Annotated in this window: 21 protein-coding genes; 12 read left to right on the top strand and 9 right to left on the bottom strand. The window is 58.6% G+C overall.

The window, feature by feature from the left end; genetic code table 11:
* Window positions 1-84 precede the first annotated feature (84 nt).
* The 3 genes from ACYZUA_RS20040 to ACYZUA_RS20030 are packed head-to-tail and all read left to right on the top strand — an operon-like array spanning window position 85 to window position 2,247.
* Entirely contained in the window at window positions 85-717 is a 633-nt protein-coding gene (locus ACYZUA_RS20040) for a CDP-alcohol phosphatidyltransferase family protein (RefSeq protein ID WP_461960294.1), read from the top strand.
* Window positions 704-1,303, top strand: a complete 600-nt coding sequence (locus tag ACYZUA_RS20035) for a lysophospholipid acyltransferase family protein (protein ID WP_461960293.1) — start codon at window positions 704-706, stop codon at window positions 1,301-1,303. Before ACYZUA_RS20040 ends, ACYZUA_RS20035 begins: the two co-directional genes overlap by 14 nt.
* Window positions 1,300-2,247 (top strand): phosphatidate cytidylyltransferase, encoded by a 948-nt coding sequence (locus ACYZUA_RS20030; RefSeq protein ID WP_461960292.1) that lies wholly within the window; start codon window positions 1,300-1,302, stop codon window positions 2,245-2,247. Before ACYZUA_RS20035 ends, ACYZUA_RS20030 begins: the two co-directional genes overlap by 4 nt.
* A gap of 471 nt (window positions 2,248-2,718) precedes the next feature.
* Here ACYZUA_RS20030 and ilvD read toward each other — a convergent pair whose 3' ends face one another.
* Entirely contained in the window at window positions 2,719-4,401 is a 1,683-nt protein-coding gene (gene ilvD, locus ACYZUA_RS20025; RefSeq protein ID WP_461960291.1) for a dihydroxy-acid dehydratase, read from the bottom strand.
* A gap of 375 nt (window positions 4,402-4,776) precedes the next feature.
* Between ilvD and mqo the strand changes: the two genes are divergently transcribed.
* A complete protein-coding gene (gene mqo / locus ACYZUA_RS20020; protein ID WP_461960290.1) occupies window positions 4,777-6,423 on the top strand; it encodes a malate dehydrogenase (quinone) in 1,647 nt (548 codons plus the stop codon).
* A 116-nt stretch (window positions 6,424-6,539) separates the two neighbouring features.
* On the opposite strand, the gene ACYZUA_RS20015 is transcribed toward mqo, so the two are convergent.
* A complete protein-coding gene (locus tag ACYZUA_RS20015; protein WP_461960289.1) occupies window positions 6,540-6,812 on the bottom strand; it encodes a hypothetical protein in 273 nt (90 codons plus the stop codon).
* A 200-nt stretch (window positions 6,813-7,012) separates the two neighbouring features.
* On the opposite strand from ACYZUA_RS20015, the gene ACYZUA_RS20010 reads away from it, so the two are divergent.
* Window positions 7,013-7,378 (top strand): hypothetical protein, encoded by a 366-nt coding sequence (locus ACYZUA_RS20010; protein WP_461960288.1) that lies wholly within the window; start codon window positions 7,013-7,015, stop codon window positions 7,376-7,378.
* A 131-nt stretch (window positions 7,379-7,509) separates the two neighbouring features.
* On the opposite strand, the gene ACYZUA_RS20005 is transcribed toward ACYZUA_RS20010, so the two are convergent.
* Window positions 7,510-8,412 (bottom strand): LysR substrate-binding domain-containing protein, encoded by a 903-nt coding sequence (locus ACYZUA_RS20005; RefSeq protein ID WP_461964054.1) that lies wholly within the window; start codon window positions 8,410-8,412, stop codon window positions 7,510-7,512.
* A gap of 184 nt (window positions 8,413-8,596) precedes the next feature.
* Here ACYZUA_RS20005 and ACYZUA_RS20000 point away from each other — a divergent pair, with 184 nt between their 5' ends.
* The 7 genes from ACYZUA_RS20000 to ACYZUA_RS19970 all read left to right on the top strand — a co-directional run bounded on the left by ACYZUA_RS20000 (window position 8,597) and on the right by ACYZUA_RS19970 (window position 16,771).
* Complete coding sequence (locus ACYZUA_RS20000) at window positions 8,597-9,355, top strand: alpha/beta fold hydrolase (RefSeq protein WP_461960287.1); 759 nt, start codon at window positions 8,597-8,599, stop codon at window positions 9,353-9,355.
* A 55-nt stretch (window positions 9,356-9,410) separates the two neighbouring features.
* On the top strand, window positions 9,411-10,958 hold the full coding sequence (locus ACYZUA_RS19995; RefSeq protein WP_461960286.1) for a GMC family oxidoreductase: 1,548 nt from the start codon (window positions 9,411-9,413) through the stop codon (window positions 10,956-10,958).
* 64 nt (window positions 10,959-11,022) lie between these two features.
* Window positions 11,023-11,952, top strand: coding sequence for a LysR family transcriptional regulator (locus ACYZUA_RS19990; RefSeq protein ID WP_461960285.1), 930 nt, complete (start codon window positions 11,023-11,025; stop codon window positions 11,950-11,952).
* Window positions 11,953-12,068: 116 nt separating this feature from the next.
* Window positions 12,069-13,706, top strand: a complete 1,638-nt coding sequence (locus ACYZUA_RS19985) for a GMC family oxidoreductase (protein WP_461960284.1) — start codon at window positions 12,069-12,071, stop codon at window positions 13,704-13,706.
* Window positions 13,707-13,725: 19 nt separating this feature from the next.
* Window positions 13,726-15,183, top strand: a complete 1,458-nt coding sequence (locus ACYZUA_RS19980) for an aldehyde dehydrogenase family protein (protein ID WP_461960283.1) — start codon at window positions 13,726-13,728, stop codon at window positions 15,181-15,183.
* A gap of 113 nt (window positions 15,184-15,296) precedes the next feature.
* Window positions 15,297-16,226, top strand: a complete 930-nt coding sequence (locus ACYZUA_RS19975) for a catalase family peroxidase (protein WP_461960282.1) — start codon at window positions 15,297-15,299, stop codon at window positions 16,224-16,226.
* Entirely contained in the window at window positions 16,223-16,771 is a 549-nt protein-coding gene (locus tag ACYZUA_RS19970) for a hypothetical protein (protein WP_461960281.1), read from the top strand. Before ACYZUA_RS19975 ends, ACYZUA_RS19970 begins: the two co-directional genes overlap by 4 nt.
* Before the next feature lie 52 nt (window positions 16,772-16,823).
* On the opposite strand, the gene dapF is transcribed toward ACYZUA_RS19970, so the two are convergent.
* The 6 genes from dapF to ACYZUA_RS19940 form a co-directional block, all read right to left on the bottom strand.
* Window positions 16,824-17,639, bottom strand: a complete 816-nt coding sequence (gene dapF, locus ACYZUA_RS19965) for a diaminopimelate epimerase (protein ID WP_461960280.1) — start codon at window positions 17,637-17,639, stop codon at window positions 16,824-16,826.
* 272 nt (window positions 17,640-17,911) lie between these two features.
* Entirely contained in the window at window positions 17,912-18,931 is a 1,020-nt protein-coding gene (locus ACYZUA_RS19960; RefSeq protein WP_461960279.1) for an AbrB family transcriptional regulator, read from the bottom strand.
* Window positions 18,932-19,082: 151 nt separating this feature from the next.
* Window positions 19,083-21,338: a catalase/peroxidase HPI gene (gene katG / locus ACYZUA_RS19955; protein WP_461960278.1), complete on the bottom strand. Its 2,256-nt coding sequence runs from the start codon at window positions 21,336-21,338 to the stop codon at window positions 19,083-19,085.
* A gap of 379 nt (window positions 21,339-21,717) precedes the next feature.
* Entirely contained in the window at window positions 21,718-23,754 is a 2,037-nt protein-coding gene (locus ACYZUA_RS19950) for an LTA synthase family protein (protein WP_461960277.1), read from the bottom strand.
* 32 nt (window positions 23,755-23,786) lie between these two features.
* Window positions 23,787-24,401, bottom strand: coding sequence for a hypothetical protein (locus tag ACYZUA_RS19945; RefSeq protein ID WP_461960276.1), 615 nt, complete (start codon window positions 24,399-24,401; stop codon window positions 23,787-23,789).
* On the bottom strand, window positions 24,398-25,696 hold the full coding sequence (locus ACYZUA_RS19940; protein WP_461960275.1) for a sialidase family protein: 1,299 nt from the start codon (window positions 25,694-25,696) through the stop codon (window positions 24,398-24,400). The genes ACYZUA_RS19945 and ACYZUA_RS19940 overlap by 4 nt, the downstream gene beginning before the upstream one ends.
* Window positions 25,697-25,727: the final 31 nt, after the last annotated feature.

Here is a 25,727-nt window from a genome sequence, read left to right as displayed (position 1 = left end):
GTCTTCAACTGCTGGGTGTAGTCAGCTCGACTCGCCATTACAATGCAACACGTTGTAACTCATCATTTATAGGGATATTGGCTAGTGGATGACAACAGAAGGCCCATCAAGACGCGCTCTGCGGGCTGGGCAAGACGCATCACCGACATTCTGGTGAAAAGAGACATTTCCCCCAATCAGATATCTGTCGCCAGCATCGCCTTCGCGCTTGCCGGCGTCATGGCGCTCAATATTGATAGCGGTGTCATTGGATCGATCTGCTGCGCGATCGGCATTCAGTTGCGCCTGCTGTGCAACCTCTTCGATGGGATGGTGGCGATAGAGGGCGGCAAGAAGTCCGACATCGGCAGTCTCTACAACGAATTCCCGGACCGGATTGCCGACAGCCTGCTGATCGTCGGGTTGGGGTATGCCATTGGGCAATCCGACCTCGGATGGTTTGCTGCCCTGGCGGCGGCACTGACTGCTTATGTCAGGGTGTTCGGCGGCTCGATCGGTCTCAAGCAGACCTTTATCGGCCCTATGGCCAAGCAACATCGAATGGCCGTAATGACCGCAGGACTGCTGCTGAATGCCGTCGAAGCAAACGTTTATGGCACTCACTACGTACTGCTGATCGCGCTGGCTGTCATCGCCATTGGCTCAGTCGCCACCTGCGTCACACGAACGCTGGCGATCGCCAAGCAACTGAAAGGGGCCGACCATGTGGATCAGTAATGCGCTGATTTCTGTTCTTCGACTGCTGATTGGCGTCACGGCCAGGTGGGAGAGCCCGCCGGATCTCACGCGTCAGCGAATCTATTTCGCCAATCACTCCAGCCATATGGACACCTTGGCCATCATTGCAGCCCTGCCGCCCGAGGCCAGGTTAAATGTGAAACCGATCGCCGCTGCCGATTACTGGGGGAAAAACAGATTTCTGTCGTACATCTCCCAGAAAGGCCTGAACGCTGTGCTGATTGACCGTAAACCGGCGCCCGGCAAAAACGCGTTGGAGCCCATTTTCGATGTGGTGCAGGCGGGTCATTCGATCATCTTCTTTCCAGAAGGCACTCGCTCATCCGAGGCACTGCCCGGGGAGTTCAAATCAGGTCTTTTCCGGCTGGCCGAGACCTTTCCCGATGTCGACCTGGTGCCGATCTACCTGGAAAACCTTCATCGCTCCATGCCCAAAGGCAAACACGTCCCTTTGCCGATCATCTGCACGATCCGTATCGGCAATCCGATGGAAAGGATTGCGGGCGAAGACAAACAGGTGTTTCTGGAACGCGCGCGTAACGCCATTGTGGGGCTGTCGAAATGAGTCTTGACGCAAAGTTTTTGTGGTTCTTTTTTGGATTGGCATGCTTGCTGGCGATTGCTTCGCTGGCCGGTCGATTGCTGGCCCGGCGGGCCAACACAGAAAGCGCTGTCTCGACCATCGAAAACCTCAATCAGCGCGTGAATGCCTGGTGGGGGATGGTCATCATCTTCTTCGTGTCCTACCTGCTGGGCGGTAATGCAACGGTCGTCCTCTTCGGTTTCATCTCGCTGTTCGCGCTCAGGGAATTCATCACCCTGACACCGACCCGACGAGGTGACCATAACGCCCTGTTTTCAGCGTTTTTCATCCTGATCCCGCTGCAATACATTCTGATCGGTACGCATTGGTATTCGATGTTTACGCTGCTGATTCCGGTGTATTCATTTCTGCTGTTACCGGCGATTGCGGTGTTGAGTCAGGACACTGACGGCTTCCTGGAAAGGACGGCAAAAATCCAGTGGGGCGTAATGATCTGCATTTATTGCATCAGCCATGCGCCCGCGCTTTTGCTCCTGGATCTGGAAGGGTTCGCCGGTCAAAACGCGCTGCTGCTGTTCTATCTGGTGTTCGTCGTACAGTTGAGTGACGTGTTGCAGTACGTGTTCGGCAAGCTCTTCGGCAAGCACAAGGTAGCGCCGCTGGTGAGTCCGTCAAAAACGGTGGAAGGCCTGGTCGGTGGCGGCCTCTCTGCAACGCTGATTGGCGGCTGCATGTTCTGGATGACCCCCTTCAGCTTCTGGCAGTCACTGATGATGTCGTTCGTCATCGTGGTGATGGGCTTCCTCGGTGGTCTGGTCATGTCGGCAATCAAACGCAGTTTGAGCGCCAAGGACTGGGGCACCATGATCAAAGGTCACGGCGGCATGCTCGACCGGATGGACTCGATTTGCTTCGCAGCGCCAATCTTCTTTCACCTGACGCGCTACTTCTTCTCTGCAGCTTGATTCGGGCACCCGCAAAACCGAAAAAACATACCGCATGTCGTAAGACATGCGCGTATGGACATTCGCTTCATTAACCACTCGTGCCAGTCGATAACCCTTTCAGCAAACCAATCCGCAGTTGGCTTAGGGGGATTGATTGCCTGCATGTCCGAAGGCAACAGCAAGATCATCGGCCGGACTGTCTCGACCACCGAAGAGCTGTCCACTTTGGCGGGCAAGCTCTCGCAGTCGGTGGATCGGTTCAGACTCTAAGCCATGACGCGATCCCTGTAGCAGCTGTCGAGCTTGCGAGGCTGCGTTCGGTTCGGGCCGCGTTCGGACGAAGCAGTCGTAAGGTCAGGCAATGCGGTGTGTCAGATTCACCGCGCACTTAGGGTTTACGACTGCTGCGTCCGAACGCGGCCCGAACCGAACGCAGCCTCGCAAGCTCGACAGCTGCTACAGAACCGGACGCAAGCTCGCATGAAACGCCTAGAGGTATTTATCCGTCACCGCGCCTTCCGAGGCGCTGGACACCGTCTTCGCGTACTTGGCCAACACCCCGCGTTTGTACCTGGATTCCGGGCGCACCCATCGGGTCTTGCGCTCGGCCAGTTCGGCATCGGAAACATCGACCGTAATCTGTCGTGTTTCGGCGTCGATGGTGATCTTGTCGCCGTCTTCAATCAGCGCAATCGGCCCGCCATCAAAGGCTTCGGGCGTGATATGACCCACCACAAACCCATGCGAACCGCCGGAGAAACGGCCGTCGGTGATCAGCGCAACGTCCTTGCCCAGCCCCTTGCCCATGACCGCCGACGTGGGCGAGAGCATTTCGCGCATGCCCGGGCCGCCCTTGGGGCCTTCGTAGCGAATCACGATCACATCGCCGGCTTTGACTTCGCCGTTGAGGATGCCGGCCAACGCGCCTTCCTCGCCGTGGTAAACCCGGGCCGTGCCTTCAAAGCGCAAACCTTCCTTGCCGGTGATTTTGGCTACCGCACCGGTGGGCGAAAGGTTGCCGCGCAGCACCACTAAATGGGAGTCCTTTTTGATCGGTTGGTCGAAGGGCAGGATCACGTCCTGGCCTTCGGGATAGTCGGGCACGTTTTCCAGATTTTCGGCCAGGGTTTTGCCGGTGACCGTCAGCGCATCGCCATGCAGCATGCCGGCGGCGAGCATGCGCTTCATCAGCGGCTGGATACCGCCGATGGCCACCAGTTCACTCATCATGTATTGACCGCTGGGGCGCAGGTCGGCCACCACCGGGGACACCTTGCCCAGCTCGACGAAATCATCCAGCGTCAGTTCGACATCCACAGCATGCGCCATGGCCAGAAGGTGCAGCACGGCATTGGTCGAGCCGGCGAGGGCGATCACCACCCGAATCGCATTTTCAAAGGCCTTGCGGGTCATGATGTCGCGCGGTTTGAGGTCCAGCTTAAGCAACTCCATGACCTGCTGACCGGCGCGGAAACTGTCCGACGCCTTGTCGCTGCCGACGGCGTCCTGAGAGCTGGAACCGGGCAGGCTCATGCCCAACGCCTCAATCGCAGAAGCCATGGTGTTGGCCGTGTACATGCCGCCGCAGGAGCCGGGGCCGGGAATTGCCACTTCCTCGATTTGCTTGACCTGAATCTCGCTGATGTCACCCCGTGCGTGCTGACCCACGGCCTCGAACACCGAGATGATATCGGTGTGGCCGGCGCCCGGCCGGATGGTGCCGCCATAGACGAAGATGGAAGGGCGGTTCAGCCGCGCCATGCCGATCAGGCAGCCCGGCATGTTCTTGTCACAACCGCCCACGGTCACCAGGCCGTCGAAGCCTTCGCAGCCGGCCACCACTTCAATGGAGTCGGCGATCACTTCCCGCGACACCAGCGAATACTTCATGCCTTCGGTGCCGTTGGCGATGCCGTCGGAAATGGTGATCGTGTTGAAAATGACGCCCTTGGCGCCGGCGGCATTCGCGCCTTTTTCGGCTTCAATCGCCAGTTTGTCGATGTGCATGTTGCAGGGCGTGACCATCGCCCAGGTGGAGGCGATGCCGATCTGCGGTTTCTTGAAGTCCTCGTCGGTGAAACCCACGGCACGCAGCATGGATCGTCCCGGCGCTCGTTCCACGCCATCGACCACTTGAGAGGAATATTTGCGCAGATCAACTTTGTCGCTCATGACATCTCCTCACCGGCTCATCGAGAAAAGCACGATGAGTATAGTGGCCGAGGCGGACTATCAAGTCGGGAACAGACGCGCGGGTTTGCCGTGTCGTGATATTCTTCGCCCCAACTTGCTTTGACCTATTCAGTTTGCGCGTCCTCGAGACGCGCCAACAGAATCACTGTCGCTCAAGTAGCTGAAGCCAATAACGATAAAAAGTCAGTTCAGTAGGGACATATAAACTGAGGTCGATGGAGACACGTCGGCCTTGTGTGCCCACCCTCCAATCGTCATGTGCGAGAACCCACGACATCCTGCCTGAATGCCGTAAACAAGGGGCTCGTAAGTGAAGATGGAAGGGCGGATGGCGTTTTATCATAGGTGCTACACATGTTTAAAAAAATGAACACGGCCCTGCTGGGGCTGGCTTTGTCGATGGGGATCACGTCCGTTCACGCGGAAGAGGCAAAGAAAGTCGATGTGCTGCTCATTGGCGGCGGCATCATGAGCGCGACCCTCGGTGTCTGGCTCAACGAGCTGGAACCGGGTATGTCGATGGAAATGGTCGAGCGCCTCGACGGCGTCGCCCTGGAAAGCTCCAATGGCTGGAACAACGCCGGTACCGGTCACTCCGCCCTGGCCGAGTTGAACTACACCCCGGAAGACGATAAAGGCAACGTTCAGATCCCGAAAGCCGTTGAAATCAACGAAGCCTTCCAGATCTCCCGTCAATTCTGGGCCTGGCAGGTTCAGCAAGGCGTGCTGAAAAACCCGCGTTCGTTCATCAACTCCACGCCACACATGAGCTTTGTGTGGGGCGATGACAACATCAAGTTCCTGAAAAAGCGCTACGAAGCCCTGCAAGCGAGCCCGCTGTTCGCCGGCATGCAGTACTCCGAAGACCCGGCTGTGATCAAGAAGTGGGTTCCGCTGATGATGGAAGGGCGTGACCCGAACCAGAAAGTCGCGGCCACCTGGTCTCCGATCGGTACCGACGTCAACTTCGGCGAGATCACCCGCCAGTTCGTTGCGCACCTGCAAACCACGCCGAAGTTCGACTTGAAACTGTCTAGCGAAGTGCAAGACATCACCAAGAACGAAGATGGCAGCTGGCGCGTCAGCTACAAAAACCTGAAAGACGGCAGCAAAACCGAAACCGACGCCAAGTTCGTGTTCATCGGCGCGGGCGGCGGTGCACTGCACCTGCTGCAGAAGTCCGGCATTCCTGAAGCCAAGGAATACGCAGGCTTCCCGGTTGGCGGTTCGTTCCTCGTGACCGAAAACCCGACCCTGGCCGAACAACACTTGGCCAAGGCCTACGGCAAAGCCTCCGTTGGCGCACCGCCAATGTCGGTTCCGCACCTGGACACCCGTGTCCTGGACGGCAAGCGCGTCATCCTGTTTGGCCCATTCGCGACCTTCAGCACCAAGTTCCTGAAAGAAGGCTCGTACCTGGACCTGCTGACCACCACCACCACGCACAACGTGTGGCCAATGACCAAAGTCGGCATCAAGGAATACCCGCTGGTCGAGTACCTGGCTGGCCAACTGATGCTGTCTGACGAAGACCGCCTCAACGCCCTGAAAGAATACTTCCCGAACGCCAAAGCCGAAGACTGGCGCCTGTGGCAAGCCGGCCAACGCGTGCAGATCATCAAGCGTGATGAAGCCGCTGGTGGTGTGCTGAAGTTGGGTACTGAGATTGTTGCTTCGCAAGACGGCAGCATCGCGGGTCTGCTGGGCGCATCGCCGGGCGCTTCGACGGCTGCACCGATCATGCTGACCGTGCTGCAGAAAGTGTTCAAGGACAAGGTGGCTTCGCCAGCCTGGCAGGAAAAGCTGCACCAGATCGTGCCTAGCTATGGCACTCAGTTGAATGGCAGCCCTGAGAAAGTGGCTGAAGAGTGGGCTTACACCGCCAAGGTGTTGCAGCTGACTCCGCCGCCGGCGATTGGTCAGATGGTGGCTCCGGCTGCTGCTCCGGCTGCTCCGGCTAAGGCTCCGAAGGCCAATGCTGCGACTGATATGGCTTTGTAACTAGAGGCCAAATCAAAAGCCCACTGAACCGGTGACGGTCAGTGGGCTTTTTTGTGGGCGCAATTCAGTTCTTGCAGGTTACGCAACACTAAGGCCGAAGCGGGCGGACCGCTAACTCACTCCTGCGTTGGTTTTTTCTCAACGTCCTTCGAACCGCTAGAGGTGGCCGCATCTTTGTCCGTCTCCTCCGAGCTGGCACCGGAGTTTGAACCCGCCGCTTCCTCACCTTTTTTGTCGGCCTTCTCCTCCTTGGATTCAGTGCCCTGAGCCTGGTTGATTCCGGGAAGCGCGGCAGGTGCGTCTTCAGTCACCTTTTCCGCAGCAAACGCGAAAAGCGAGCAGGCGGACACCAGGCCCGCGATCGTGAGAGCAGCAATTGTCCTGTTCATCATTTAGGCCTGCCATGTGAGGGGGTGTACAGCGTTGGAATAACCGGGAAGGGGAAGGTGCTGAGGAGCAGACAAACGGTGGTGGCTCCTGATTTCGCAGCACCAGAGACGGCCAAGCAGTGCCTTCATCCGTCGCGACAAAATGGCTTAAGCTAATCGAAGACTGGAATGGAACATCTCGACTAAAGGACGCGACATTTATGGAAATCCCCTTTTCTCAAATCAGCGAGCGTTTGAACAATCGCCGGTTTTCGGTAGCAGACAACGCCCACGGGCTGTCCGATGCACGCACCGTATTTCACTACCATGTCGAGGAAGGTGCCATTTGGGGTACTTACCAGGGCGGCCATATCCGCATGGGTAATCAAGTCGGACGCGTGACTGGTCCCGATACCATTGAGCTTCTTTATCAGTGCTTGACTACGGATGGTGAGATTCTTGCCGGCTGGTCTCGGGGCACGGTAGGCGTTGATCACGCAGGACGCACCACTCTGACCTTTGTCTGGGGTTGGCTGTCGGGTGCGACTGGAGGTGGGGAGTCTAGCTACGTCGAGCTTGCCGCGTAGCGGTTAAGGATTTTTTGACAGTCACGCAGTAAAAAGCCCACTGAACCGGTGACGGTCAGTGGGCTTTTTAGTGTCTGAAATTCAGTTGCTTCGAATGACACGATGGAGAGTGTTTTGTAGGCGACTCAGTCTCAAACCAGCGGACTCACCCGCATCCCCCGCGCCGGATCATCCAGCAACTTGAATTGCTCCACCATGAAATCTATCAACATCCGCATCGACGGCAGCATTCCATGCCTGCTCGCAAACACGGCGTAGATCATTTCAGTCCGCGGAGCCCAGTCAGGCAAAACCACCACCAGTTGCCCGCGATCAATGTAGTCGTGCACCAGGGACATAGGCATCTGCGCAATGCCGACGCTGTCCAGCGCCGCGCATCGCAGCATCGGCAGTCCTTTGGTGATGAGTTGCGGACGATGCTGAATAGTAAATTCCGCGCCATCCTGATGAAACAACGTCCAGCTGTAATCACGTTGCGGACTGCCGTGATGGACGCTGGGGAAGCGTGACAGGTCTTCCGGTTCCTGGGGTTCGCCCAGGCGCTGCAATAGCGCGGGGCTGGCCACCAGACATTGTGGCCGCTGGGACATAACCCGGTTAACCAGGTCCGAGTCCTGAAGGGGAGGCGGGCGTACTCTCAGGGCAAGATCAACGCCCTCGGCCACCACGTCTACTTGACGGTCGCTGGCTTCCAGATGCACTTCGACTCGCGGGTGCATGGCCATGAATCGCGTGATCATGCCGCCCACGCATTCTTCCAGTAACACCGTCGGGCAGGTGACGCGCAGCAAGCCACCGGGTTCTGAGCGGGTCATGGCAACCGCCGCTTCAGCGGCTTCTGCTTCCTTGAGCATTGAACGGCAATGGGCGTAGTACGTCAGCCCTAGTTCCGTCACTTTGAAACTGCGGGTGTTACGGATGATCAGGCGCACGCCGAGTCTTTCTTCGAGCAGGGCGATCCGTCGGCTGAGGTTGGATTTTGGAATGCCTAGCGCCCGTGCAGTCGGCGCGAAGCCACCGTGGTCCACCACCATAACAAAGTACTGAAGGTCATTGAGATCGAGCACTGGGCGACGTTCATTCAGCCAAAGGAGGCCAACTATACAAGAAGGATCGTCCACTGTATGGGAAAGAGAAACCAACTATTGGGGCCTAGTTCGTTAGGCAACGCGGGGGCTAGATTGCCGCTGTTTGGTTGGTTCACTTAAGGAGATACAGATGTTACGCAGGACAGTTCTCGCCATGTCTTTGGGTTTGGCCGCACTGGGTTCGGTGTGTTGTGCCAATGCTGCAAATGATCCTTCCGTTGTGCTGGTGCATGGGGCGTTTGCCGACGGTTCTGACTGGGCGAAGGTGATCACCTTGTTACAGGCCAAGGGTGTGCAAGTACGGGCCGTGCAGAACGGTTTGAATTCGCTGGCCGATGATGTGGCTACAACCCGCCGCGCGATTGAAACGGCGCCGGGCAAAGTGGTGCTGGTAGGGCATTCGTGGGGCGGCAGTGTGATCACTGAAGCCGGTGCCAGTGACAAGGTAGCGGCGCTGGTCTACGTGGCCGCCTTCGCCCCGGACGTCGGGCAGACCACGGGTGAGCTCGGTAAAGACTATCCGCCGTCGCCGGGCATGCGCGAATTTGTGGCCGACAAGGCCGGGTATCTGTCGCTCACGCAGCAAGGTATGGAGCAGGATTTTGCCCCGGACGTGCCCGCGGCTCAGGCCCGATTGATGGCCTCCACGCAAGGCGCCATCAATGCCCGAGCGTTCGACGAACGCATCAGCGTGGCCGCGTGGAAGCAGAAGCCATCGTGGTACATCGTCAGTGAGCGCGATCGCATGATTGCACCTGAACTTCAGCGCGCACTCGCCAGGAAAATAAACGCCACAACGACTGCGCTGCCCACCAGCCATGTGCCGCATCAGTCCCGCCCGGCAGACGTGGCCAAGGTCATTACCGAAGCGCTGAACACCACGCGCTGAACATGACCTGCGATGTAAATCAAAGTCGCTACATCAATAAATAGGGATATGAAAGATGACTGTAAATAGCAAGGTGTTCGACTTTGTCATTCTGGGTGGCGGTTCTGCCGGCGCCGTATTGGCGGCGCGTTTGTCGGAAGACCCACAACTTAGTGTTCTGTTGGTTGAGGCGGGGCGAGCCTTTGAACCCGATGAATATCCAGAAGCGATCTACAGCAGCAATATCATCGCCGCCAACGCGGATGGACGTTATGAGTGGGGGTATTTCGCAACGCCGGTCGATCAACCGCAATCGGTCTACGTTCCGCGTGGAAAAGTATTGGGCGGAAGTTCCGCCATCAATGGCGCCGTTGCCTGCCGGGCCTTGCCTTTTGACTTTGCGCGCTTCACTGCCAAAGGCCTGAAAGGCTGGAGCTTTGAAGAAGTGCTGCCCTATTACAAAAAAATGGAGCGCACCCCGCACGGTGAAGAACAATGGCACGGCCGCAGCGGGCCGCTTCCGATTCACCAAATGTCATTGGAGTACATCACTCCTGTACAGCGCGCAATGGTCGAGGCGGCATGGGCTTGCGGAGCCAACAAAGTTGACGACTTTAATGACCCAGAGGCCAATAACGGCGCTGGCCCCATTCCAATGAACGTGATCAACGGTGTACGTGTTAACACCGGGATGGCCTATCTCACCCGTGAAGTGCGTGTTCGCCCAAACCTGACGATCCTGGATCAAAGCCTCATCGACAAAGTGTTGATTGAAGGCGGCAAGGTTCAGTCCGTGTTGTTGGCTGGCGGCGAAAAAGTCCACGGCAAAGAAGTCATTCTTAGTGCTGGCGCCTATGGCTCTGCTGCCATTCTTCTACGTTCAGGTATCGGCCCCAGGGCAGATCTTGAAGCATTGGATATTCCTTTGGTCAAAGAGGCGCCGGTCGGTGTTCGACTGCTCGATCATGCGTTCTTCTGGATGAATTTCAGTGGAACAGAAGCGTTGAAGGGGCTGGATCATCCGGTGGTGGGGGCGCAGTGGTGGACCCATTCATCCTATGCCGGTTCGGATAAGGAGCTGGATATCGCTATTTCCCCCTCACATTTGCTCGATCCCGCCAGCAGTCCGACCGGTGTCGCGTTTTCGCTGGGTCTGGAACTGATGCATTGCACGTCCCACGGCCGCCTGCGTTTGAAAAGTCGCGATCCCGAAGAGGCACCTGTTATCGAACTGAATCATCTGAGCAGTGAGGATGATATGAACAGGATGATCGAGTGTTTCCGTCTGGCCAGAAAACTGGCCAACACGGAGCCGCTTAAAAGCATGATCGTGGAAGAGCTCTATCCAGGCTCATCCACTGACGACAGTAATGAGCACATTCGTGCCGCGCTGGCAAAAGGTGTGGGCACTTTGCAGCACCCTTGTTCGACGGCCCCGATGGGGTTGCCGGATGACCCAAACGCCGTGGTGGATGAGGAAGGGCGCGTTTACGGCATAGAAGGGCTGCGCGTTATTGATGCGTCTATTTTTCCCGAGATCCCGCTGATCAACTTGAACCCGACCGTCATCATGACGGCGGAAAAGTTGTCCGATGCCATTAAAAAATCCCTCCAGTCCGCATAAAAAACCTTGAGGGGGCATGCCATCTGGAAGGTATGCCCCCGACTTTTCTTTGGATTACCAAAACTTGAACAAACTGTCCGAGATGCATTCTTTCGCCATGGTGGTGGACACCGGCAGTATTTCCGAAGCCGCCCGGCGTTTGGGTATCGCCAAGTCAATGGTCAGCCTGCGGATCCAGCAATTGGAAAAGCGCCTGGGCAGCATCTTGTTGGAGCGTGGTCGTCAGGCCCGGCTGACTGAGTCGGGCGAGGTGTTTCACAGTTATTGCGTACGTATTCTGGCCGATGTCGAGGATGCCGAAGATGCAGTGTTGGCGTTTCAATCGAGTTTGCGCGGGGTCCTGCGGCTTGCAGCGCCGATGGCCTTCAGCATTCGCTACCTGACGCCGATTCTGTCGTCATTCGCGGTGCGTTACCCCGAGTTGCGGCTGGACGTCGAGTTTGATGACCGCCACGTCAACCTGCACGAAGAGCATTATGACGCGGCCATCCGCATCGGCGAGTTGCCTGACTCCTCGCTGGTCGCCAAGACCATTACGCCCAACCGGCACATCATTTGTGCGAGTCCGGAGTACCTGGCCGCTCACGGCACACCGCAAACCCCGCAAGAGCTGGCCCAGCATTTCGCCATGCTTTATGTGAATCGCGAACCCCACGGCATGTGGATGCTACCGGTGAACAACACCTTGGAATCGTTTCGTGTCCGCTGCCGTATGCGCACCAATAATGGCCATCAACTTTTGGAAGCCGCCAAGGCTGGTATGGGCCTGGCGATTTTGCCGACGTTCCTCGCGGCGCAGGCCATTGTGGCTGGTGAACTGAAAGAGGTGTTGGCGCCTTATGCCCCGCGAGGCGGCAATATCTCGGCGGTTTACCGGCGATCCCAGCGAGCTTCGCCCAAGCTTCAGGCGCTGATCAACTTCCTCATCGAACAGATCGGTAGCCCACCGGTGTGGGAGCAAATGCTGACGGCTCACTCGCAACCACAGCGTTGATTCGTTCGAGAATAACGAAACGTGGAATCGTCTTTTGCCGGCTTATGAGTCTGCGCACCCTCCCATATGCTTTTTCCCAACAGGCGCAATCTGGCGTCTGACAGGGAAGAAGACGGATGAAGAGTACCCTTAACAATCCTGCTCGCCGTGCTGTTCTGGCCGGCGGTGTTGTGGCCGCCGCTACGTTGGCGGCGGGCAGTGGTTTGGCGCAGGCGTTGGAGTCAAGCGGTAGTGCCGGCAAGCGTGCCGCTCACAGCGCCCCGGTTGACGTGATCATTGTCGGCGGTGGCTCGGCAGGTGCGGTTTTGGCCCGTCGTTTGAGCGAGAACAACCAGCGACAGGTGGTATTGCTTGAGGCGGGCCACAGCTACAGTCCGCACAATTACCCCGAGATCATTGCCAGCAGTGACATCGTCGGTGCCAATGCCAATCCTGAGTTCGAATGGGGTTACAAGACCCGACCGGGCTACATTGATCATCCCATCGGCGCCTTGCGCGGCAAGGTGCTGGGAGGCAGTTCGGCGATCAACGGCGCGGTGGCCATCCGCGCCCGTGCCAGCGACTTCAAGCGCTGGGATCTGCCTGGCTGGAGCTATGAAGAGCTGCTGCCGTCGTTCAAAAAACTGGAAACCCACAGCGGTGGAGCCAACCCGTTGCACGGCCATGAAGGGCCGCTGCCGGTGCATCAATTGGGCAAGGCCGATGTCACTCCTATGCAGAGGGCCTTCATCTATGCGACCTTCGCCAACGGCTACAGGGTGATTGACGACTTTGACGGCGCTGACGCCCACGGCGTCGGTCCGTACCCGATGAACATCGTCAACGGCGTGCGGGTCAACACCGGCATGGCGTATCTCACCGATGAGGTGCGCGCCCGCGACAACCTGCATATCCGTACCGACAGCCTGGTGGACAAAGTGCTGTTCGACGGTACTCGTGCGATCGGTGTGCAACTGGGCAACGGTGAGAAGCTGCTGGCCGGTGAAGTCATCCTGTCAGCTGGCAGCTACGGCAGCGCCGCGATCCTGTTGCGTTCCGGCATTGGTCCTGGCGAGGACCTGCGAGCCTTGCAGATTCCACAAGTCGCTGAGCTGGCGGTCGGGCAGAATCTGGTGGATCACCCGTTCTATTACAACGCCTATGCCGCCAGGCCTGACCTGATCGGCAGCCAGTCGCCCGCCATCGGGGCCAAACTCTGGACCCACAGCCGTTCTGCCGAGAATGGCGAGCTGGATCTGCATATCACGGCCACGCATTTGTTCCCTCATGAACAGAGCCCGACCGGCGTTGGCTTCGTGCTCGCGGTAGCCCTGACCCGGCCACTGTCTCGGGGCAAGGTGACGCTGGCCAGTCGCGATCCGTTCGTGGCACCGAACATCGACCTGAATTTTCTCGCCGAGCCCAAGGATCGCCAGCGCCTGCTGGATGGCATCCGTCTGGCCCGCAAAATCGGCACCACGGGGCCTCTGAATTCGTTGATCCATTCCGAGCTCAACCCCGGTCAAGGCAACGATTCGGACGAGGCCTTGCTGGCCAGTGTCAAAGCCAGTCTCGACACCTATCACCACCCGACCTCGACGGCCCCGATGGGCAAGCCAGGGGATACGCGAGCGGTGGTCGACCTGCAAGCGCGGGTCATCGGTGTGCAGGGGCTGCGCGTGGTGGACGCGTCGGTCTTCCCCGACGTGCCATCGGTCGCCACCAACATCACCGTGATTGCCACCGCCGAGCACATTGCCCGTCTTTACGCTTGACCCTCAGGAACCTGCCTCTATGAACAGCACCCCGGTTTTGAACTGGATCGACGGCCAATGGCTGGACTCCGGTGTTTACAAAGACTCCATCGACCCTGCGACCTACGAGCTGATTGGTCGATACGCCGAAGGAGGCTTGAACGAAGCGCAACAAGGGATTGAAGCGGCGCAACGGGCGTTTGCCGAAACACCCTGGAAAGATGACCGCCAATTGCGCGCTCAGGTGTTGCTGGAGCTGGCGGACGCCTTCGAGCGCAACGCCGATGAGCTGATCGATACCCTGGCGCTGGAAAACGGCAAGATCCGACCCGAAGCCGAGTTCGAGGTCGGCATGGTGCCCTCCAAGTTGCGCTATTACGCCGCCCTGGCGCGTGCCGAATACGGTCGAGCGGCCGAGCCCCGACTCGGCAAGCTATCGTTGGTGATTCGTCAGGCGGTAGGCGTGGCGGGCATCATCGTGCCGTGGAACTCGCCGGTGGTGCTGATGATTCGCTCACTGGCACCGGCGCTGGCGGCCGGTTGCACCACGGTCATCAAAATGCCCGGGCAAACCGCGCAGACCAACTGCCTGGTGGCCCGGATCATGAGCGAGGCGCTGTCGCTGCCGCGCGGCGTCATCAACCTGTTCAGCGAGCAGGGCGCGGCCGGCTCCATCCACCTGGTGGAATCACCCCGGGTTCCGGTGATCAGTTTTACCGGCAGCACCACCACCGGCCGGGCGATTTCAGCCGTGGGGGCGCAACACCTCAAGCGTTTTGGCCTGGAGTTGGGCGGGAAAACACCCATGTTGGTGTTTAACGACGCCGACCTTGATGCCGCGGTACCCACTCTGGTGAAAGCCCTGACGGTATTCGCCGGTCAGTTCTGCATGACCGGTTCGCGGCTGCTGGTGCAACGCGATATCGCCACGGCGTTGACCGAGCGTCTGGCCGAGCAACTGGAAGCTGTGCGTGTGGGGCCCGCCGCGGATTCGGCCAGCGAAATGGGTCCGTTGATCGATAAGCCCAACGTGCAACGGGTCAATCAAATCGTGAAGGAGGCGATTACCGCCGGTGCCCAGGTCATCGTTCGCGGTGGCCCGGTGACCGAGGGGCCTTTGGCCAAGGGCGCGTTCTATCGCCCGACGCTGCTGCGGGTCAGCGACCCCGAGATGGCGATCGTCCAGCGCGAAACTTTCGGCCCGGTGCTGACGCTGCAGGTCTTCGACAGCGAAGCCGAGGCGATCGAACTGGCCAACAACAGCGAGTTCGGTCTGGCGGCCAGTGTCTGGACCCGCGATGTCGACCGCGCGCTGCGGGTGGCTCGCGAACTGGAGGCGGGCACGGTGTGGGTCAACGACTGGGCCGTGGTCTACGACGAGTTCGAAGAAGGGGGTTTCAAACAGTCGGGGCAGGGGCGCCTCAACGGCGTGGCGGCCATGGATGACTTTGTCGAGTACAAACACATCGCCCTCAATCCTGGCCTGCGTCAAGGCTGAATCCAATGCAGCCACCCCGATTGTTGACCGGCATGCTGCTGGCAGGGACGCTTGCCGCGTCCTCTGCCTTTGCCGCCAACCAGAATAATGTGTCGCCCATGAGAAGTGCCCCCATGTCCCAGGACAGACTTTACGACGCTTTACTTGATGCACTCGCCGCGACGTTCGGCCATCACCCGGGATTTCGCGTGACCCATGCCAAGGGTGTATTGCTACGCGGAACCTTTGCGGCTTCGCCATCAGCTCCCGTACTAAGCCGGGCAGCCCATTTGCAGGGGCAACCGGAGTCGGTGCTGCTGAGGTTCTCCAACTTCAGCGGCGTGCCAGCCACCGAGGACGGCGATCCGCAGGCCAGTCCTCACGGCCTGGCCGTTCGCTTTACGCTGCCGGACGGTGAGTTCACGGACATCGTGACGCACTCGTTCAACGGCTTTCCGGTGGCCACACCCGAAGACTTCCTGAGTTTTTTGCAGGGCATCGCCGCCAACGTCGCCACGTCGCCGAATCCGCTGCCGCTGCAAACCTTTCTGGCCAATCATCCACGTGCGGAGCATTTCCTTCAGGCACCCAAGCCCGCGCCGAGCAGTTACGCCAGCGTCGAATACTTTGGCGTGAATGCCCTGGTGTTCAGCAACCGTCAGGGTGAAGCGTTTATCGGTCGCTACCGTATTGAGCCGTTGCTGGCAGAGCCTGCATTGAGTGATCAGCAAGCCGCCGCGATGCCAGCCGATTATTTGCAGGACGAAATCGGCGCCCGACTGGCCAGGGGGGCAGTGAAGTTACGTCTGGTGGTGCAACTGGCGGCGCCGGGGGATGCCATCGAAGACGGGTCGATCCCTTGGTCGCGCAGCCACGAGGAAGTCGAGCTGGGGATTCTGACCCTTGATGCGCTTGTCCCGGCTGAGGAACAACAGCTTGCCCAGCAGCGCCTTGATTTCAACCCCGGGCGCTTGCCCGATGGCATCGCACCCAGTCACGACCCGATGATTCTGGCGCGCGAACGCCTCTACCAGCGGGCCATGCTCCGGCGGCAGCAACCATGAGCATTGACGCCGATATTGGCGTCAGTGTGATTGTGCATGAGGTCAATCCGCAGTATCAGGCGTTGTATGAGCAATGGATGAACAAGGCCATCGACGCCCATCGACAGTTTCCGGGTTACCTGGCGACGGATGTGGTCAAACCGGTCGGCTTGCACTTGCGCTACGCAATCATCCTGCGCTTTGTCAGCAAGGGGCATGTCACGGCCTGGCTGGAATCCCGGGTTCGTCATGCCTTGTTGCGCGAGTCGTTGCCCTGGCTGCGGCAGGACTACCACCGTACTGACGATGATTCGAAATTCTGGTTTGAGCCGCTGCAAGGTCGGGTGACCGTCGAGCGATGGAAGCAATGGTTGGTGTCCTGGATGATCGTATTGCCGTTGACCGTTTTTGTGCCTTGGGTTCTGGCGGCTGGGCTTGAACTGTCTGATCTGCGTCTGCCGGTCTGGTTGTTCAAGGTTGCGGTTGCCGGGGTGGTGTCATTCAGTATGGTCTATGGGTTGATGCCGTTGACGACGCGTCTGATGTCGCGTTGGTTGTTGAGCTGATATCAGTGGTCGTGAATGATTAACTCCTCCGTTTATCACGATATAGCCGCTATTAAACGTGCAATAAGCTATCCGTGATCATTCCCGAAAAAGTTGTCTCGACCGGTCCGATAAGAAAGACAGATCCCACGCCATCCCATTGAACCGTCACAGTTCCACCATCACATTCAACCTCAACGGAATTGTCTAACAAGCCACGACGAATTCCGTTAACAGCGGCGCCACAAGAGCAGGAACCTGAACCGAGTGGAATACCACTCCCGCGCTCCCAGATACGCAACCGAATGTGCTTTCGGTTAATGATCTGGACGAAATGCACGTTCGTCCTGAGGGGGAATAGGGGATTGGTTTCTATTGTCGGTCCGATTGCCGCTATATCAATGGCCGTCAGATCATCCACAAAATAGGTGCAGTGCGGATTGCCCATGCTGCACGCTGTTGGGCCACCAGCAAGTGGCAAAACAGCAGTGTCCAGTTCCAGAGCCAGGGGAATATCCGACCAGCCGAAAAGCGGCTCTCCCATGTTCACAGAAATTGCGCCGGTTGAGGTCCGTTCGCAAGTGAGTAGACCACGGTTGGTTCGGAGCGATATCGAAGTGGTATTTGATTCGCGCATCAGCCTATCCGCGGCACCCCGCGTTGCGCTGCCGCAAGCATCCAGCGTGGAGCCATCTGCATTCCAGAACATCAAACGCGCATCTGCATCATCGCAATCGAGCACCACCGCGAGTTGATTGAATCCGACTCCTCGGTGCCGATCACCCATTCGCCGAGCCAGGGTACTTGTCATTGGATTGGCCGCGTTTCGCGAGTTCACAATAATGAAGTCATCGCCATTGGCGTGCATTTTATGAAAATTCAGTGGCATAAATAAATCCTGGCGGAATTGACGTTTAAAGGCGATCTAGCCCCGATCCGGTGTTCTGATCCGTATTTTCCTGCGCTATCTGCATCTGTAACGCACACAGCCGCCGGCTCACAATATCGGCATGCGCCGCAGTCGCGGCAACCGCTGCACCGCAAACTCATAATGTAGGAGGCCCAATGGGCAAGATGGCGATTTTCCTGGGTGGATTTCTGGTGTTGACCATTTTGATTGGGGCGCTGGCCACAATCTCTCCCGCTTAGTTCTTCCTGCGATCAAACATCTTCCCGCCAACGCCGCGCCTGAACGACCAACGCTGGCGCAAAGTGCAGCACGACCATTCGCACCAGGTGATGGGTCAGGATGAACACCACGTTTAGCCCGCCACTGAAGGCGACGAGGGCGATGGTTTCGATGGCGCCCGGCATGTACGCCAGCCACAACGACAAGGGATCGCTGCCCAGAATCCGTCCGGCCACTGCGGCAAACGCTGCTGCGATCAGCAGCATCAGGCCGATGGCCATCAGCCCGGCTCGTCCGTGGCGGGCAAGTTCTGCGAGGCTGATGTCTTTGAATTTCGAGCCAATCAGTACGCCGAGGAGGACCACGGCGGTGTCGACACTCCATGACGGCAGGTGGAAGGCCTGGAGATAGCCCAGCTTGAGGTAGACGCCGGTGACGACGATAGCGGTGAGCATGAACGGCGCCGGAACGCCGACGCGCAACAGCAAGCGGCCGAGCAACAGGCACAAGGCAATCAGCGACAGCAGGGTCAGCGCGGTACTCATGAGCAGCGGGCTGCTCTCGGCAAGCGCTACGTCGGTCTGTCCGGGAATGCAGAAACTGACCAGCACGGTGATCGACAGCAGTCGCACCAGGTGCACGACGATCACCTTGCTGGACGCGCGCTCGGACTCGAGCAAATCGAACACGGCGGCGAGTGCGCCCGGATACACGGCTAACAGAGAGTCCTTCGGGTTCCATCCCGAGACCTTTAGCAGCCACACACCGGCCACGGCACTTTGGACCGTCAGGCCCAGCAGCATGAAGCCCAGACTGGGCAACATGGCAGCCGCCGTTTGGCTGTTCCACGAGGTGAACATCAGGCCGGTCGCGATCCCCAACACGATTTGCACGTAGACAAGGCTGAAGGGCAGCGCAGGAGAAAAACGCAGGTTGCTGGCGATCAACGCAGTCGCGAGTATTGAACCGAGCAACAGGCCATGGGGGAGGCCGGCGTACTGCAGCGCGGTGCCGATACCGGTGGCGATCAGCAAACACAATAGGGTTTTCATGGTTTTGTGAGTCTTCCTTGATTCTTGTGGAACCCAACGCTTGCATCCGCGCCACGCACGTTTTCCCATCTAACGGCGTGAAGCGTCAAGTGACAAAAAGCACAACGCCTCCACAGTGGGAGGCGTTGCAGTTTCAGCGATACCGCTCGTGTTACTTACGGTCGAAGCGATCCAGGTCCATCACTTTGGCCCAGGCAGCTACGAAGTCTTTGACGAACTTCTCCTGCGCATCAGCGGTTGCATAGACTTCCGCCAACGCACGCAGTTGCGCATGTGAGCCGAAGACCAGATCAACGCGAGTGCCGGTCCACTTCATTTCGCCGGTTTTGCGATCGCGCCCTTCAAACTCCTCATTGGCCTCCGACACCGGTTTCCATTCCACGCCCATGTCCAGCAGGTTCTTGAAGAAGTCGTTGGTCAATGCCTCCGGCTGCTGGGTGAACACACCGTGCCTGGTTTGCCCGACGTTGGTGTTCAGCACGCGCATGCCGCCAATGAGCGCGGTCATTTCTGGCGCGGTGAGTGTCAGCAGTTGCGCCTTGTCGATCAACAGCTGCTCGGCCGCTACGCTGTATCTGCCTTTGAGGAAGTTGCGGAAACCATCGGCGATGGGTTCGAGGAAGCCGAAAGACTCCACGTCCGTCTGCTCTTGGGTGGCGTCCATCCGTCCTGGTGTGAACGGAACTGTCACGGTTTGACCGGCATTTTTCGCCGCCTGCTCGACGCCGGCGTTACCGGCCAGCACGATCAGGTCTGCCAGCGAGATTTTCTTGCCGCTGTTATTGAACTCGCTCTGGATACCTTCGAGTTTCGCCAGCACGCTCGCCAGCTGCTCAGGCTGGTTGGCCTGCCAGAACTTCTGCGGGGCCAGACGCAAACGCCCGCCGTTGGCGCCACCGCGTTTGTCGGAGCCACGGAAGGTCGAAGCCGCCGCCCAAGCCGTTGATACAAGTTGCGAGACGGTCAGGCCCGAGGCCAGGAGTTTGCTCTTGAGCGCGGCGACGTCACTGTCGTTGACCAGGGCATGGTCAACCGCAGGAATCGGGTCTTGCCAGAGCAATTCTTCGCTCGGCATTTCCGGGCCGAGGTAGCGGGAGAGGGGGCCCATGTCGCGGTGGAGCAGCTTGAACCAGGCACGGGCGAATGCGTCGGCCAACTGGTCTGGATTGGCCAGGAAGCGCCGCGAAATCGGTTCATAGATCGGGTCGAACCGCAGCGCCAGGTCAGTGGTCAGCATGGTCGGATTACGACGTTTTGACGGGTCGTGAGCATCCGGAATGATGCCGGCGCCGGCGTTGTTTTTCGGTATCCACTGGCTCGCACCGGCCGGACTTTTGCTCAGTTCCCACTCGAAGCCGAACAGGTTTTCCAGGTAGTTATTGCTCCACCGGGTGGGTGTGGTGGTCCAGGTGACTTCCAGGCCGCTGGTGATGGTGTCCGGGCCTTTGCCGGTGCCGAAGCTGTTCTGCCAGCCAAAGCCCTGGGCTTCGAGGCCAGCGGCTTCGGGCTCGGCGCCGACATTGTCGGCAGGTCCGGCGCCGTGGGTCTTGCCGAAGGCGTGGCCGCCGGCGATCAGTGCCACGGTTTCTTCGTCATTCATCGCCATGCGCCCGAACGTTTCGCGGATATCCTTACCCGAAGCGACCGGATCCGGATTACCTTCAGGACCTTCCGGGTTCACATAGATCAGGCCCATTTGCACAGCCGCCAACGGGTTCTCCAGGAAGCGCCCCTGGTCGGTGCGACTTGCCTCATTTTCCCCAGGCTCAGCTACGAGTGGGCCTTCGCCAGGCTCTTGCATGGGCTCGTTTTTTTTGCCGTAGCGGGTGTCGCCGCCCAGCCACTTGTTTTCCGAGCCCCAGTAGACGTCCTCACTCGGTTCCCAAACGTCCGGACGACCACCGGAAAAGCCAAAGGTCTTGAAGCCCATGGACTCCAGCGCAACGTTGCCGGTGAGGACGATCAGATCGGCCCAGGAAATTTTACGACCGTATTTTTGCTTGATCGGCCAGAGCAGCCGACGTGCCTTGTCGAGGCTGACGTTGTCCGGCCAACTGTTGAGCGGCGCGAAGCGTTGCTGGCCGGAACCGGCGCCACCACGACCGTCACCGGTGCGGTACGTACCGGCGGAGTGCCAGGCCATGCGAATGAAGAGTGGCCCGTAGTGACCGAAGTCCGCCGGCCACCAGTCCTGGGAATCGGTCATCAACGCAGTCAGGTCTCTTTTGACCGCTTCAAAGTCCAGGCTTTTGAAAGCTTCGGCGTAGTTGAAGCCCTCGTCCATGGGATCGGACAGGGACGAGTGCTGATGGAGGATCTTCAGATTCAGTTGGTTCGGCCACCAGTCGCGGTTTGTCGTGCCACCGCCAGCGGCGCTAATGAACGGGCATTTCGATTCGTTTGCCATGTGTGAGCTACCTTTGGTCGTATTCATCCGGCTATCCGGCCCAACGTGGGCGTTAAACAGCAACGGGCGAAACCAATGACACAGGCTGCAGGGCCAGCAGTTTGATCAACTGATTGTTTTGATCACACGGGAATTCTGAACAGCGGCAATCGAGTTGCCTGCACGGTGGCCTACGGCAGGTTTAGTCAGGCTTCTGACCCATTCCTATCTCCTTATCAGCTCTTGACCGGCCGGCTTATGGTGCCGACGCTCGAATAAGGTTAGACCCCAGTTGGGAAGTCAGCTAATAGGGGGAGTATTGGGGCGTGATAGGCAGAGTCTTTTACGGGTATCACGGTCAGTTCCCGCGTCTATTTGAAGCATAGACGCGGGAGAGCCGTTACTTGCGCACGTTCTGGTACAGCATCAACCTTGAGGTTTCATGCATGGCGCGGGTCAGCTCTGACAGGCGCTTGAACTCTTCTGGGTTTTGCTCGGCGACGTTGTCCAGTGGCGTCATTGAGGCCAGGTCATGGAGACTTGGTGAGCTGCCATCGTGTTCCATCTGCACCATATAGTGCTGGGTCACGCCGGCAATCAGCGGGAACGTACCTTCGCGCAACACCAGCGGTACTACTCGCTCACCCTCGGGCGCGGGCTGCTGAATGTCACGGCCCATGCCGCTGTTGCGAAACTCAAGACCGGCCATGCCCGCCACGGTGGGCAGCAAGTCCACCAGGCCGACTGCTTCCTTGACCTTGCGCGTCCCCAGCAAACCCGGTGCGTGGATGATCATCGGCACCGCGTTGCTTTCCAGGCCCAGTTGCTCGTAGGCCGGTGCCAGGAACGGAATCTGCGCGATTCGGGTGTTGTGGTCGCCAAACAGCACGAAAATGGTGTTGTCGTACCAGCCACCTTCTTTAGCGATTTCCATCAAGCGACCGATGTTGAAGTCCAGCAAACGCACGGCGTTGTACTGCTCGACACTGCGCGACCCTGCGGCCTGTACTTCGGCCAGGGTAGGGTGTTTGACCTCGAATCCATCATTGGTCTTGGGAATCGTAAAGGGACGATGGTTGCCGGCCGTCTGCACATAGGCGAAGAACGGTTTGTCCTTGGGCAGCGCTTGCAGGATCTGGTCGGTTTCCTTGAACAGATCCAGATCGGAGATCCCCCAGACATCTACCACCGGGGACTTCCAGTCCCGCTCTTCGAACAAGCGAACGCCGTCGATGCTTTGCCGAATCAAGGCATTCATGTTGGCCCAGCCGGAGTTGCCGCCGATGGTGTAGATCTTCTCGTAACCGGTGAAGGCGTTGATCAGTGTGTTCTGCTTGGTGATCAACGGATTGCGCGTCGCGGTTTCCTGTCGAGTGACGTCAGGCACACCGCTAATGCTGGCCCAGACGGTTTTTGCGGTCCCCGTCACCGGCACATAGAAGTGCTCGAAGAACCAGCTCTGCGTGGCCAGGCGATCGATGTTCGGCGTCGGATTGATCGGGTTGCCGTAGGCCCCGACGGCGCTGGTGCCCAACGATTCGAGCATGACGAACATCACGTTCGGCGGCCGGGAGCCCGGCACTTTGTAGGGTTGTGGTGCCTGGTGACGGACGAAATCGAGGGTTTGCGGATCGGGCTTGTCTACGCCCAGATAGTTGGCCATCACCGCGTAGTGCTCGCGCACTTGCGCTTCGTCATAGCGCGACTGGCCGACTTTGACCGTGTCATAGAGGAACAACACCGGGTTCAAGCCCAACGCAGCAACCTGGTTATTACCCGAGAAAAACGCATCGCTCCAGCGCAGCGGGACCGGGTTTTCAAGGTTCATGTTTTCGACACGACCTAAAATGCCCAGCAGCACCACCACGACCATCAACGCGCCACCCAATGTCGCGGCGAGCCGGCGAATGGCTTTGCGAGGGCGGTCCAGCGTTACGCGTTCCAGACGCACCAGAGCCAATGTCACCAACGCGACCGTTGCCAGCCAACCCAGTGAAATCCAGATCACCGGGTAAGTCTGCCAGACCATGTCACGGGATATTTGCGCATCCTCGATGAAGCGCAGCACGGTGGCGTTGATCCTCACGCCCAGGTAGGCGTAATGACCAAAATCGATGATGTAAATCAGCAGCAGGACGCTCAGGATCGCGACCAGGTACACGCGGGCGATACGGCGCAGCAGGCGGCTGCCGATCAGGTTCCAGCGAGGAATCCAGGCGAGAAACGCCAACGGCAACATCGCCAGGATGGCCAGGCGCAGATCGAAACGAAAGCCGATCCCCAGGGTTTCCAGGACGTCATTTTTGTCGATCAGGGCGTTGGCGTCGAAACCGGAATAGCCGAAAAAAAACATGACCCGAAGCACAGCAAACAGCGCGAACGTAATCGCTGTCGCGCCCAGCCAGTAATGTAAACGTCTCGAGTGCAGCCAACCCATCCATGTTCCCCTGTTAATAAAGTCGTTAAATCTCAAACGGAACTGGACACCTTGCCCACTGCACCGCGGCGTTTGGTTGCCCGGCGATACGTCCAGCGCACGGCAAGCACCAGCAGTGCCACGCAGCAATACAGACCCAGCAGCGGATCAATCAGGTAATCCCAATAGTTTTGCGAAGGTTTTATCCCGGCAATGAAGGCCAGGGTCGCGCAGGCCAGCATCACGACGGCCAGTCCGTTGCGCAGGTAAAACAGGCCCAGTGTCAGCACAGCGAGGACAATCAGCATGGGGCGCGGGCTGTAGCCAAACCGATAGGGGTCCAGATCACTCATGCCCAGGGTTGCCGGGTACAGCACCACGGCCATCGCGGCGAAGAGGATCAGTACGCCGGTTTTACCCCGCGCAGGTGGCAGGATGTCCAGCCGACGCAAGCAGCCCCACGCCATGAACACCATGGAGGTGATCGCCAGGTCATCAATGTAGCTGCGCAAATAGGCGGCCAACGACAACCCGTTCAGCGGTATGACGCTGACTGCCAGCAATGCGGCCAACAGTGCGATCCGCCAGGTCCTGGGCAAGCCGAAAGAAGGCAGCACCAGGAAGATGATCATTGCGAAACTGACATGGGCTTGCCACAGGCTGATCATTTGCGACGCTCGTTAAGCCATGCATCGTTGAAGGTGACGTGCTTGATGAAGGTGTTGTTCCAGGAATAAACCAAGTGATACATCCCGTCGGGACTGCGGATGAAGTACGGGTATTCGTATTCAAACTCACACCCTTGGTTTTTACAGACACGGTTGTCGAGGTTATCCAGGAACTGCGCCTCCAGCGGTTGGCGAAGCGCGCCGCTGGAACCGCGGAACTCTTTACCGATGATTTCCTTGTAGGCCTCGGGTGAAAACGGAGCGCCTGCTGGATCAGGTGACTTGTCCAGGTCTCGCAACGAGCGCCAATCGTCCATTTTCGCGTCGGTCCCATAAAGACTCAGTTTGAAGCGCCCCTCCTGCAGGTCGTTGAGCGCCACCAGCAACCCATGTTCAGGCGTCGCGACGGCGGCCAACGATGAGTTCGGATTCGAGGGGTCGAGCGGATAAGGTTCGCTCCAGGATTGCCCGGCGTCTTCGGTGCGGGTCGCCAGCACACGGTGGTGGGTGTCGCCGGCATAGCGCAGCAAGGCGATGCCGCGCTGGCCGTCCAATGGAACCACCGTGGGTTGCAATGAGTTTTTGCCGTGGCTGATGCGGAATTTGTCGATCACATTGCCGTCTGCACTCAAGTAGAGGTACTCGGCAAACTTGCCCAGAAACTCGTGGTAGACCGGCAAACCGATGGAGCCGTCGGCATGAAACACCGGTGCCGACCGGACCAGGGTGCTGATGTTCAGGAAGGGTGAGGTGATCAGCTGGCGCGGGGTGGACCAGCTTTCACCGAAGTCGTCTGAAACCATCACATTGACCGCGCTGCCAGCCCAGCCGCCCATGGACACCGACACGTAGAACAACCACACGCGATTATCCGGCGCGAGGGCAACCACCGGATTGCCCAGCTTGCGAATGTATTTTCGTGTGCCTTGTTGGGTCGAATCCCGCGTCGCCAATACCTTTTCAGAACCCCATTCGCCGGTTTTCGGGTCGAAACGGGCGGAGCGCACCTGCACATCGGCTGCGCCTTCGCGGGAGCCGGCGAACCAGACCGTCATCAGACTGCCGTCAGGCAAGGCGGTCACCGCCGAGGAATGCACGAAATCCACCAGCCCGGAGGAGGCGAAACGGCTGGTATAAATGGGCTTGGCCACTTGGCCGGCCACTGCCATCACTGGACTGATCAGGGCAAAGGAAGAATGCGTGTTGGCAGGATTGAAGAACCATGCAGCCGCAAAAAGGCAGGAGAGTGCAAGGTATGCACCGAGGGCAGGAACGCTGGGAAGTTTGATGCGCATAATTAAGACGTTGGCATCTCATGGCCCGATA

The sequence above is a fragment of the Pseudomonas sp. LS2P72 genome, from assembly GCF_054897865.1.
This window is presented reverse-complemented; position numbering and strand designations above follow the sequence as displayed.